The sequence below is a fragment of the Bacillus sp. 01N45 genome (genome assembly GCF_056399205.1).
Genome location: NZ_JBFTQW010000001.1, coordinates 397,728 through 408,939, shown reverse-complemented (window position 1 = coordinate 408,939; position 11,212 = coordinate 397,728). Strand labels below are relative to the sequence as shown.

Below are 11,212 nucleotides of genomic sequence, written 5' to 3'. Positions count from 1 at the left end.
AATGAAACAAGTACAAATAAAAAGGGATTGGAAAAAACTTGCACATGACGTAGTAGAAGAGAAAATGATTACGAAAGAGGATGCAATTGCAATATTAGAAGCTGATGATACAGAAGTGTTAGAAATTATGAATGCAGCTTACATCATTCGCCATCATCACTTTGGTAAGAAAGTAAAATTGAATATGATTATTAATACGAAATCTGGATTATGTCCTGAAGATTGCGGATATTGTTCACAGTCTATTATTTCAGAGGCGCCGATTGATAAATATGCATGGCTAACGCAGGAAAAGATTGTAGAAGGAGCACACGAAGCAATTCGCCGTAAAGCGGGTACATATTGTATTGTAGCATCTGGTCGTCGCCCGACGGATAAAGAGGTGAATCACGTAATTGGAGCAGTTAAGGAGATTCGTGAAACGACAGATTTGAAGATTTGTTGTTGTTTAGGTTTCTTAAACGAAGATCAAGCAGGACGTTTAGCAGAAGCGGGTGTACATCGTTATAACCACAACTTAAATACACATGTAAATAATTACGAAAGTATTTGCTCCACTCATACGTATGACGATCGTGTTGATACAGTTCAAAAAGCGAAACAAGCAGGCATTTCACCATGCTCTGGGGCAATTTTTGGAATGGGGGAGACAATAGAAGAACGTGCTGAAATTGCATTTGAATTACAACGTATAGATGCAGATTCAATTCCATGTAATTTCCTTGTTGCTGTAAAGGGTACGCCGCTTGAAGGACAAAAAGAATTAACGCCGATAGAATGTTTAAAAGTACTGGCGATGATGCGTTTCGTAAACCCAACGAAAGAAATTCGTATTTCAGGAGGACGTGAAATCAATTTACGCTCTGTGCAGCCAATCGGTTTATTTGCAGCAAATTCTATTTTTGTTGGAGATTACTTAACGACAGCTGGACAAGAACCGACTGCAGACTGGGGTATGATTGAAGATTTAGGGTTTGAGATTGAAGAATGTGCATTATAAGATAGATAAAAAGCAAACTTGTAAAAGAGTTTGCTTTTTTTGTAAATAAAATGTAATAAATAGTTGTGAAAGCTTGATACTATTGGTTTTTGAGCGGAAAAAAGAATTTTGGTGGACGAATTTTCCAAGCCCCAATTGTACATAGTAAATATGTAATTTATATTGGGTTGGAGGATTTTACATGCACAAATATATATTAGCGATTATGACTTGTCTAATTTTACTAAAAGCAATAAGTGCTGATCCAGTTAAGGCTGCCGAAAATCCTGAACAAAAAGAAATGCAACAACGAATTGAACAACATTTTCGAACGAAAGCTGAACATTTTGGATTGAAAACAGAAGGGAAAGATTTAAAGGAAGTGCGAAAAGAAATTACTATTATAGAAGAAGCGAAGAAAAGAGAGAATGTATGGAGAACAGCACAAACGCTTCGTATACAAACAGAAGGAAAAACAATGGATGAATTAATAAAAGATGTACGGAAAAAAGTAAAAAAATAAAAAAGAGGCCGCAGCCTCTTTTTTATTTTTTATGCCCATTGTTTTGATAAATGAGCCATTTCAATCGCAGCAACGGCGGATTCATAGCCTTTATTACCTGCTTTCGTGCCCGCGCGTTCAATCGCTTGCTCGATCGTTTCAGTCGTTAATACACCGAAAATAACTGGGATGTCTGTTTGTAGTGATAAAGATGCAACTCCTTTTGCTACTTCATTACAAACGTAATCGTAATGTGTTGTAGCACCACGAATTACAGTACCTAACGTAATTACAGCATCATACTTTCCGCTATTAGCCATCTTTTTAGCGATTAAAGGAATTTCGAATGCGCCAGGAACCCAAGCAACATCGATATCAGTTTCTTCTACACCGTGACGCTTTAATCCATCTAAAGCTCCGCCGAGTAACTTACTTGTAATAAATTCATTAAAACGTCCAACAACAACCCCAACTTTTAATCCTGTACCAACTAAATGACCTTCGAATACCATAATAAACCTCTCCCTTAATTATAAGTTTAATAAATGTCCTAATTTGTTTACTTTCGTTTGTAAATACGTTTTATTCTCTTCTTTTGTTGGCATTTGCAATGGTACACGCTCGATTACTTCTAAATCGTAACCTTGTAAGCCAGCAATTTTTCGTGGATTATTCGTTAATAATCGTAAATGTTGTAAACCTAAATCTTTTAAAATTTGAGCGCCAATACCGTAATCACGCAAATCAGCTGGGAACCCAAGTTTTTCGTTTGCTTCTACAGTATCGAATCCTTCTTCTTGTAACTTATAAGCGCGAAGCTTATTAAGAAGGCCAATGCCTCGTCCTTCTTGTCTCATATAGAGAAGAACGCCTTTTCCTTCACGCTCAATTTGAGCAAGTGCAGCATGGAGTTGTGGTCCGCAATCACAGCGGCACGAGCCAAATACATCTCCTGTTAAGCACTCTGAATGAACGCGTACAAGTACAGGCTCTCCTGTTGAAATATCACCTTTTACGAGTGCGATATGTTCTTTCGTATCTAATGAATTAGAATAGCCAATTGCATGGAAAGTACCGAAATCTGTAGGCAATGTAATTTCCACTTCTCGCGTCACTAGTGTTTCATGGTGGCGGCGGTAAGCAATTAAATCTTCTATTGTAATCATTTTTATATCAAATTGTTTTGCACACTGTAGTAAATCAGGTACGCGTGCCATCGTACCGTCCTCATTAATAATCTCGCAAATGACTCCAGCTGGTTCTGCTCCGCAAAGTCTGGCTAAATCGACAGCAGCTTCTGTATGACCAGCTCGGCGTAGGACACCGCCTTCTTTCGCGATTAATGGAAAGATATGTCCAGGACGATTGAAATCAGCACCTTTTGATGCAGGGTTTAATAATTCTTGTATCGTAGTTGCCCGTTCGTGAGCGCTAATCCCTGTTGTTGTAGAAACATGATCAATACTCACTGTAAATGCAGTATGATGCGAATCTGTATTATGAGCTACCATTGGTTCTAATTGTAGACGTTCTGCGTATTCTTCCGTAATCGGTACACAAACGAGACCACGCCCATGTGTAATCATAAAGTTAATCGTTTCTGGCGTAATATACTCTGCTAAAGCGATAAAGTCGCCTTCATTTTCACGGTTTTCATCATCGCATACGATAACGACTTTTCCTTGTTTTAAATCTTCTAGAGCTTCTTCAATACGATGAAACATAATGCTTCCCCCTTATAGAAATCCGTTTTCTTGTAAAAAGCTTTCGCTCATTGAACCTGTTCGTTTTACAGGTTTAGAAATAAAGCGTTCGATATATTTACCGATCATGTCACACTCAATGTTTACGATGTCACCGGCATTCTTTGCTCCGATAACAGATTCACTTACTGTGTGCGGGATGAGTGAGATTGTGATGGAAGATTCGTCTATATCAAATATTGTTAAACTCGTTCCATCAACAGCAACGGAACCTTTATGCAAACAATAGCGCAGCAATTCATCAGAAATAGCTATTTTGTAATAGACGGCATTATAGTGCTGTTTTTTGTTTAATATCGTTCCAATGCCATCAATATGTCCTGAAACGAAATGCCCACCGAATCGTCCGTTTGCAGCCATCGCCCGCTCTAAATTTACTTTAGAGTGTTGTTTAAGCATGCGAAGTGATGTTGATTGCATCGTTTCAGGCATTGCATCCACTGTGAATGAAGCTGTTGTGAAACTCGTTACAGTTAAGCAAATACCGTTAACCGCGATACTATCACCTAAGTGAACATCTGATAAAATATTATTTGCATGGATCGTTAACTTCATCGCTTCTCCGCTTTGTTGCATGTTTGCAATCGTTCCTAATTCTTCTACAATTCCTGTAAACATTCCGTCACCTCACTTCGGGCATTCGCAACGATTTTTATATCATCACCAATTTGTTTCATCTCTTGAATTTCCAAGGAAAGTGCATCTTGTAATGCTTTGAAACCATCTCCGCCAAATAAAGTAGGGGCATCATTCCCACCAATTAATATCGGGCTTATATAAGTTATAATTTCATTGAAATGCTTTGTTTGTAAGAAGCTTGCGTGAACTGTTTGACCACCTTCAACGAATAGAGAAAGAATTTGCTTCTCTCCAAGAAAGAAAAGGAGGTCCTTGATTTCTATATGTTTTGTTTTCATTTGGAATATAGCTATATTTTCAGATTCATAAGAAGCTATTTTCTCTTTATTTACATCCTTACCGACAATAATCCATGTCGGTGCTAAACCATCTGTTATGACATGAGAAGATGGTGGCGTTCGTAAATGGGTATCTAAAATAACACGAATAGGATTTTTACCTCCGTTAGGAATTCTTGTCGTTAAATGCGGATTATCAGCTATAACTGTATTCACTCCAACGAGAATCGCATCATGTGTATGACGATATTGGTGAACATCAGCTCGTGCTTCTTCACCTGTAATCCACTTACTTTCACCCGTGACAGTTGCTGTTTTTCCATCTAAGCTCATCGCTGTTTTTATTGTTACAAATGGACGCTTCGTTTTCATGTAGTGAAAAAAGTAGCGATTTAGTAAAACTGCTTCCGCTTCAAGAACACCAGTCGTTACTTCGATTCCAGCTTCTTCTAATCTCCTTTTTCCATTACCAGAAACGAGCGGATTACAATCAAGAGTAGCGATTACAACGCGCTTAACTTCTTTTTTGATGAGCAATTCACAGCAAGGTGGTGTTTTTCCAAAATGGCTACACGGTTCAAGTGTTACATAAACGGTAGCTCCTTTTGCTTTTTCACCAGCCATATGAAGCGCGTGAACTTCTGCGTGTTCTTCACCAGCACGTAAATGAGCGCCAATACCGACGATGTTTCCTTCTTTTACAACAACAGCACCAACCATAGGGTTTGGACTTGTTTGTCCAGATGTCCCTTCTGCTAACTGTAGGGCAATCTTCATATATTCTTGATCTGTCATTCTCTTCACCTCTCCTGAAAAAATCAAAAAACCCCAAGGATTTTATATCCTTGGGGTTTGGGAGACGTGATTTCTAGAAATATAGTTCGAATACGAAAGTACAGGAAAGAAACCTAACGTTGATTGGTATTTTTGCATAAGGAAAAAACCTAGCAAAAATATCGAATTTTTCAAACGCTAGTCGTATCTTTTTATTTCAGTATAGAAACATAAGTATACAAAATAAAACATATATAAAGATTCAAAACGAAACTTTAAAAATATGCATACTGAAATAAAAGTGTATTCGCTATATAAAATTACTAGAAAACATATCCTTCTCCCATCCAGACTATACTGTCGGCCCTAGAGTTTCACTAGATCCACCGTTTTCGAGTTGAAAACGGGTCACGGACTTAGAAGTTTGCACTTCATCACCGCCGGTTGGGAATTTCACCCGACCCCGAAGGATGTTGTTTGCTCAAATTATAGCACAAAAAAAATAAAAGGCTAGAAAAAAATATTCGAATGTGAAGAATTGTGTGAAAATATATGTAAGTTGGAATGAGGACAAAAGTACGAGGAATGTTGTAAGGAAAAGGGGGACGAGAGTTAATGAAAAGAAAAAACATGCACAAAAAAATGTGCATGTCACATGTGAAATTATTCTGCCTCTGGTGCTCTAACGACAGACTCGAATTTCCCTTTATGCGAAGCATCGCAATAAGGCATATTTTTTGATAAACCACAACGGCATAAAGAAAATGCCGGTTTTGCTGGGAATACATTCCCTTGTGAATCGACTAATTCCACGTCCCCTGTAACGCGAAAAGAGCCATTATCATTTACTTTAATTTGTACTTTCGCCAACGCTATCCCTCCTTCCCAAACGCTTAATTTCATCATATAATTAAGAGAAGTACTTGACAATATAAAATGAGCACTTTCTTTGGGAGAGAAGAGAGTGTTATAATGTTTTTTATAACTGACTAGAGTAAGGTGACGAGAGATGGATAAACAATTACATACATTACGAAACATTGCAAATGAGCGCACGTGGGCATCATTTTTGAATGATAATCATCCATATAGTTTGTTACATTGGTCCATTGCAGGTGTAGGGCAAGAGGCAAAGGATGTTTGGTTACTTCAAGATGAAGTAACATTTCAAACGACAGAATTTCCAACGTTAGATGATGCAATGCAATGGATTTCTGTAAATATGGAACAAGTTACAGACGTTTTAGCGCAATAAAAAAACAGGCTTATGCAAGCCTGTTTTTTGTTTCTTTTACATATGAGTTTAAAAATTGATCAACGGCTGCTTCATACTCTTCTTTATTTTCGTTATAAGAGCAAGCGTGTGCACCGCGTTCTGCAATATAAAGTTGTTTATTGTTTTCTTTTGCTTTATATAGTGATTTCGTCATATCAGCTAAAATATAATCATCATCTTTACTATGAATAAAGAGGACGGGATTATTAATATTTTTTATACAATCGATTGGTGAAACTTCGCGAATCGTATAACCGTCACGTACTTTTAAAAAAGCATTTGCTAAAGGTAATAAAGGCCATTTAGGTAAATGGAATTCAACCTTTAAACGGTGTTGTAATTGCCCGTAGAAATCAGAAAAAGGACAATCTGCAATATAGAAATCAGCACCATCTTCTACAAGTCCTGCGTATTGAAGAAGTGTTGCAGCTCCCATAGATTCACCATGAATACCGAGTGTTATATTTGTTCCAAAGCGACTTTTTAGCCAGTCAACTACAGATTTTAAATCATGTTTTTCATAGTATCCATAGCTTGTTGTTTTTCCGCCAGTTTTACCATGACGACGATGATCATAAATAACGACATTATACCCTCTGTTTAAAAATAACCTTGCATATTTTACAGAGTTCATTTTATTTACAGTTACGCCGTGACAAAAAATCATAAACTTATTGGAATGACCAGCAGGAATGTAATATCCGTGAAGATCATATCCGAATTGCGAATGAATATGAATTTCTTCTTTATGAAGAGCATCAAAATCCTCTAAACGAAAATGTTTTTTCGTTTCTCTTTCGAGTACTTCTTCCTCTGTTTTTTTCTTTAAGTACATCACTTTATTTGTAAAGAAAATCCCAAGGGCAGTTATCGCACCTAGTATAGTAAACAATGCTGCAAAAAAACGTTTCATACTTTACCTCATCCTCCAAATACCGTTACATGTGATACACTTACATTGTATCACAATGATAGAAAAGGGGAGAAATAGGAAATGGTGTATATACAAAAAATTACGCCAGCGATGAAAGAAACAATCCGAATGTTCATGTGTGAGAACTGGGGGAGTTCATTGATGGTTTCACGTGGTAAGGGGCATCAGTTAGAAGAGTTGCCAGGATTTGTTGCGCTCTTGGATGACAGAATAATCGGAATTATAACGTATGAAGTGACCGGAAATATGTGTGAAATTGTATCGTTAGATAGCTTTGAAGAAAGAAAAGGAATAGGGACGAAACTTGTAGATTGTGTATTACAATTTGCAGAAGAAGAACGGTGCGGGCGGGTTTGGCTCATAACAACAAATGATAATATGAATGCGTTACGTTTTTACCAAAAACGTAATTTTGTGATGACTAATTTATATGTGAATGCAGTGGAAGAGGCACGAAAAATAAAGAAAGAAATTCCGCGTATCGGATATGATAACATCCCAATTTTACATGAAATACAGTTGGAGTATCGTTTAATAAAATGATGTAACAATTTTCAGAAATATAAGTTATTAACCTTGACGAATATTGTAATTTAGGTTACCGTAAAATTGTAATCTATTACCATATTAAGGGGTGACGATGTGGCAACTATACGTGATGTTGCAAAATTGGCAGGTGTTTCAGTCGCAACCGTTTCACGAGTTATTAATGAAAAAGGATACGTTCATGAGGACACAGTAAAACAAGTAAAGGAAGCAATTGGGGAATTACGTTATAGGCCAAATAATGCAGCAAAGCCATTATTTAAAGAGAATTCAACGATAATTGCATTACTTGTAGATAATCTATATGACCTATCAAACATCCCTTTGCTACATTGTATTGAGGAAATAGCATATAAAGAAGGATATCAAATCATTGTTTGTAATATAGAGAATAAAGATAGATACATATATATGTTGAAGGAAAATAACGTTGCAGGTGTTATTTTAACAAGATCCGTTTTTAAAAGTATAGGAGAAATTCCACTTCCGTTTGTTGTGATTGATGAACAAAAATCCCATGCAAATTATTATGAAAGTGGACAAAGAACGGTTTCTTTATTAAAAGAAAAAGGCTGTCAATTTCTTGCTTATTTCGATGAGGGAGAAGATAGTGAAGAAATGGAAGAGCGCATATCAGGATTTTTAGACGCTGTTTGGGAGGAAGGGATCTCTTATCGAGAAGTATGTGTACAAGGGTATACGAATAAACAGTTTATTACATTCTTACAAACTTACCCGTATATAGATGGAATTGTAACTTCAAGTGAAAAGGTTACTTTTGAGTTAATTCAAGCAGCGAAAAATTTCAATATCCGTATACCGGATAAGTTGAAAATTATTGGACCGAACGGGAGCATAGACAGTGAATGGATAGGCTCGTCACTCATGAAAATTGAAAGTTGCGCCGAAGAAAATGGGAAAATAGCTTTACAACAATTAAAAGAAAAAATAAAAAAGTAAAAGGTGCGTATAAAACGCACCTTTTATAATGTAATTGCGGCAATAAAGCCGAATATAAGTAACGGTATATTATAATGCAGAAAAGTTGGTACACATGTATCCCATATATGATGGTGTTGACCATCAGCATTTAAACCGGATGTTGGCCCAAGTGTACTATCTGATGCTGGAGATCCCGCATCGCCTAGCGCTCCAGCTGTACCGATAATTGCAATTGTGGCCATTGGACTAAATCCAAGCTGCATGCAAAGAGGCACAAAAATTGTTGTTAAAATAGGGATGGTTGAAAAGGATGAACCAATTCCCATCGTAACGAGAAGTCCAATCACAAGCATAAGAAATGCAGCGAGTGGTTTGTTATTTCCAATTATATGTGCACTCGTTTGCACAAGAGATTCAACATGTCCTGTTTTTCGAAGAACAGCGCCAAATCCAGCGGCAGCGATCATAACAAAACCGATAAAGGACATCATGCGCATTCCGCTTGTTAATATCGCATCTGCTTCTTTAAGAGGTAGACTACCACTTACTGATAAGACGATAATCCCCGCTAAAGCACCGAAAATCATTGATTCTGTTGCTAATTGAACAGTTAATGTGGCTATGATAGATAACAATCCGAAAGTAATGCTACGTGTTGTATAGGGAACGATTTCATTTGCGGTAGTATGAACTTGTTCTGTTTCATACGTACGAGGTTCCCGGTACGTAATGAATACCGCTACACATAATCCAATAATCATACCGATTGCTGGAATAGTCATTGCTTTTGGAATAAGTGCGACATCAAATGTAAGACCACTTTGCGCAGCATTTGTTTGCAATACGTCATGATAAATTTTTCCGAACCCTGCTGGAATCCACATATAAGGAGTAATCAATCCGAATGTAATAATACATGTAACAAGTCGGCGATCCACTTTCAGCTCATTTAATACTTTTAAAAGTGCTGGAATTAAGATAGGGATGAAAGCGATATGAACAGGAATCACATTTTGTGAGAAACAAGCCATCGTTAAAATGATGAATAAAATAAGTATTTTAGAATAAACTTGTTTTTTCGTGTCTTGTTCATTGCCAATCCATTTTAGTGCAGTTTGAATCATGGCATCTGGAAGTCCTGTTTTGGAAAGGGAAATAGCGAAACCGCCAAGCATTGCATAACTTAAAGCGATTGGAGCACTGTTTCCAAGGCCAGTTGTAAAAGTGTTAATAGTTTCTGAAATACCGAGTCCACCGATAATTCCGCCTGTTAAAGCTCCAACAATGATGGCGACAATGACCTGGACACGTAACAAACTAAGCAATAGCATAACTGCTACTGCGACGAGTACAGCATTCATAATAAATGTAATCTCCCTAAAATTTTATTGTGTTAAGGCAAGTAAATATGAAGCACTTTGCTAGATTTATACATAGTTGCGACATATTATTATAAATTGTTTTCTATGAAATGTAAAAGAGCCTTTTGTTACTAATGTTGAAAAGCTAGCCCTTGTTTAATTGATTGTAAAGAATTGGCGAATAATTCTGGTTCTTCTAAATCAGGAGAATGTGCTGAATTTGGGAACCAAATCATTTTTTTTATGGGGGCTTCTATCACATCACAATATTCCTGAACGAGAGCATAAGGAGTTTGATAATCATAGCGACCAGAACAAAAATAAACCGGAATAGATAAGCTTGAAATAGAAGAAAAGAAATCGATTGTCAACATTTCTTCCCATAAAACGCCAGATTTTAAATTTCCTGCGAGAAACTTGAACCAATCTAATAGCGTATATTCAGGGGAAAAGAAGCCTTTTCGTATGAAAGAAAAGGAAGATCCGTTTTGGATTGCTCCGCCGAATGTGCCAAGCCACTTTCTTTGAATAATAAGGCGTCTTGTATCTAAAAATGGTGGTTTGCCTAATTTCAAAAGGGACGCTAATGCTTTTTTATGATCATGTTTTTTTGCAGAACGAATTAAATGCTGATATAGCAATTCTTCGTTTTGTTTCATATGTACAATCTGCCCAATACCGATGTAAGCCTCGATATACTGTGGATATTGATGTGCTATGTTAAGCCCAATAATGCTTCCCCAAGAATGACCAGCGAGAAATAGTTTCTGTTTATTGAACTTTTTAAGTACATATTGAATCACTTCTTTTGCATCGGAAACGAATTGTTCGATTGTAAAATTTGCTCCGAAATCTTTCATTGAAAAGGATTTACCTGCCCCGCGCTGATCCCAATTAATAACGATGAAGTGTTTCTCCAATTCTTTTTGAAAATGACGAATAAATCCAATTTGTGCCATGCCAGGTCCGCCATGACAGCATAATAAAATTGGCTGCTCTATGTTTTGCCCGCGTATAAGGAGAGTTTGTTTTCGATTATGGATCATAACGCTTTCCATCGTAGCAATACTATTAGGAATGAGTTGTTTATTTTCATTATAAAACTGTGGGGTATAGCTACGAAAAAGCATATGGAAATCCTCCTTTTCTGAAATCGTATGAATCGCACAGGCTATTTGTTTTGCATATACTGTTAGAAAATCATTGTAACATACCATA

General features: G+C 36.9%; 13 protein-coding genes and 1 riboswitch. Of the genes, 5 read left to right on the top strand and 8 right to left on the bottom strand.

What is annotated here, in order from left to right:
* Position 1 precedes the first annotated feature (1 nt).
* Together bioB and AC1DMU_RS02080 are read left to right on the top strand one after the other, a co-directional pair.
* A complete protein-coding gene (gene bioB, locus AC1DMU_RS02085) occupies positions 2-1,000 on the top strand; it encodes a biotin synthase (RefSeq protein WP_088064362.1) in 999 nt (332 codons plus the stop codon).
* Positions 1,001-1,181: 181 nt separating this feature from the next.
* Positions 1,182-1,502, top strand: a complete 321-nt coding sequence (locus AC1DMU_RS02080; protein ID WP_000549778.1) for a hypothetical protein — start codon at positions 1,182-1,184, stop codon at positions 1,500-1,502.
* Positions 1,503-1,531: 29 nt separating this feature from the next.
* On the opposite strand, the gene ribH is transcribed toward AC1DMU_RS02080, so the two are convergent.
* The 5 genes from ribH to AC1DMU_RS02055 all read right to left on the bottom strand — a co-directional run bounded on the left by ribH (position 1,532) and on the right by AC1DMU_RS02055 (position 5,805).
* A complete protein-coding gene (gene ribH / locus AC1DMU_RS02075; protein WP_000230900.1) occupies positions 1,532-1,993 on the bottom strand; it encodes a 6,7-dimethyl-8-ribityllumazine synthase in 462 nt (153 codons plus the stop codon).
* An 18-nt stretch (positions 1,994-2,011) separates the two neighbouring features.
* Positions 2,012-3,205, bottom strand: a complete 1,194-nt coding sequence (ribBA, locus tag AC1DMU_RS02070; RefSeq protein WP_060488339.1) for a bifunctional 3,4-dihydroxy-2-butanone 4-phosphate synthase/GTP cyclohydrolase II — start codon at positions 3,203-3,205, stop codon at positions 2,012-2,014.
* A gap of 12 nt (positions 3,206-3,217) precedes the next feature.
* Positions 3,218-3,862: a riboflavin synthase subunit alpha gene (gene ribE, locus AC1DMU_RS02065; protein ID WP_088064361.1), complete on the bottom strand. Its 645-nt coding sequence runs from the start codon at positions 3,860-3,862 to the stop codon at positions 3,218-3,220.
* Positions 3,844-4,956, bottom strand: coding sequence for a bifunctional diaminohydroxyphosphoribosylaminopyrimidine deaminase/5-amino-6-(5-phosphoribosylamino)uracil reductase RibD (gene ribD / locus AC1DMU_RS02060; RefSeq protein WP_088064360.1), 1,113 nt, complete (start codon positions 4,954-4,956; stop codon positions 3,844-3,846). The genes ribE and ribD overlap by 19 nt, the downstream gene beginning before the upstream one ends.
* 310 nt (positions 4,957-5,266) lie before the next feature.
* A riboswitch (FMN riboswitch) is annotated at positions 5,267-5,410 on the bottom strand.
* A gap of 188 nt (positions 5,411-5,598) precedes the next feature.
* Entirely contained in the window at positions 5,599-5,805 is a 207-nt protein-coding gene (locus AC1DMU_RS02055) for a CDGSH iron-sulfur domain-containing protein (RefSeq protein WP_001151582.1), read from the bottom strand.
* Between the two features lie 139 nt (positions 5,806-5,944).
* On the opposite strand from AC1DMU_RS02055, the gene AC1DMU_RS02050 reads away from it, so the two are divergent.
* Positions 5,945-6,190, top strand: coding sequence for a DUF2552 family protein (locus AC1DMU_RS02050; protein ID WP_000360794.1), 246 nt, complete (start codon positions 5,945-5,947; stop codon positions 6,188-6,190).
* A gap of 10 nt (positions 6,191-6,200) precedes the next feature.
* Here the strand turns inward: AC1DMU_RS02050 and AC1DMU_RS02045 are convergent, their stop codons facing one another.
* Positions 6,201-7,124: an alpha/beta hydrolase gene (locus AC1DMU_RS02045; RefSeq protein ID WP_088064359.1), complete on the bottom strand. Its 924-nt coding sequence runs from the start codon at positions 7,122-7,124 to the stop codon at positions 6,201-6,203.
* A gap of 81 nt (positions 7,125-7,205) precedes the next feature.
* Here AC1DMU_RS02045 and AC1DMU_RS02040 point away from each other — a divergent pair, with 81 nt between their 5' ends.
* Both AC1DMU_RS02040 and AC1DMU_RS02035 read left to right on the top strand, forming a co-directional pair.
* Positions 7,206-7,688, top strand: a complete 483-nt coding sequence (locus tag AC1DMU_RS02040; protein WP_088064358.1) for a GNAT family N-acetyltransferase — start codon at positions 7,206-7,208, stop codon at positions 7,686-7,688.
* Between the two features lie 99 nt (positions 7,689-7,787).
* Positions 7,788-8,651 (top strand): LacI family DNA-binding transcriptional regulator, encoded by an 864-nt coding sequence (locus AC1DMU_RS02035; RefSeq protein WP_060488343.1) that lies wholly within the window; start codon positions 7,788-7,790, stop codon positions 8,649-8,651.
* Positions 8,652-8,674: 23 nt separating this feature from the next.
* Here AC1DMU_RS02035 and AC1DMU_RS02030 read toward each other — a convergent pair whose 3' ends face one another.
* Positions 8,675-9,994, bottom strand: a complete 1,320-nt coding sequence (locus AC1DMU_RS02030) for a Na+/H+ antiporter family protein (protein WP_088064357.1) — start codon at positions 9,992-9,994, stop codon at positions 8,675-8,677.
* Positions 9,995-10,125: 131 nt separating this feature from the next.
* Positions 10,126-11,124 (bottom strand): alpha/beta fold hydrolase, encoded by a 999-nt coding sequence (locus AC1DMU_RS02025; RefSeq protein WP_476941460.1) that lies wholly within the window; start codon positions 11,122-11,124, stop codon positions 10,126-10,128.
* Between the last annotated feature and the right edge of the window lie 88 nt (positions 11,125-11,212).

Bases quoted from the DNA above. Each gene is read 5' to 3' on its own strand.
- AC1DMU_RS02030 (WP_088064357.1), bottom strand. From the start codon at position 9,994: ATGAATGCTGTACTCGTCGCAGTAGCAGTTATGCTATTGCTTAGTTTG.
- AC1DMU_RS02050 (WP_000360794.1), top strand. From the start codon at position 5,945: ATGGATAAACAATTACATACATTACGAAACATTGCAAATGAGCGCACG.
- ribE (WP_088064361.1), bottom strand. From the start codon at position 3,862: ATGTTTACAGGAATTGTAGAAGAATTAGGAACGATTGCAAACATGCAA.
- bioB (WP_088064362.1), top strand. From the start codon at position 2: ATGAAACAAGTACAAATAAAAAGGGATTGGAAAAAACTTGCACATGAC.
- AC1DMU_RS02040 (WP_088064358.1), top strand. From the start codon at position 7,206: ATGGTGTATATACAAAAAATTACGCCAGCGATGAAAGAAACAATCCGA.
- AC1DMU_RS02025 (WP_476941460.1), bottom strand. From the start codon at position 11,124: ATGCTTTTTCGTAGCTATACCCCACAGTTTTATAATGAAAATAAACAA.
- AC1DMU_RS02045 (WP_088064359.1), bottom strand. From the start codon at position 7,124: ATGAAACGTTTTTTTGCAGCATTGTTTACTATACTAGGTGCGATAACT.
- ribBA (WP_060488339.1), bottom strand. From the start codon at position 3,205: ATGTTTCATCGTATTGAAGAAGCTCTAGAAGATTTAAAACAAGGAAAA.
- ribH (WP_000230900.1), bottom strand. From the start codon at position 1,993: ATGGTATTCGAAGGTCATTTAGTTGGTACAGGATTAAAAGTTGGGGTT.
- ribD (WP_088064360.1), bottom strand. From the start codon at position 4,956: ATGACAGATCAAGAATATATGAAGATTGCCCTACAGTTAGCAGAAGGG.
- AC1DMU_RS02080 (WP_000549778.1), top strand. From the start codon at position 1,182: ATGCACAAATATATATTAGCGATTATGACTTGTCTAATTTTACTAAAA.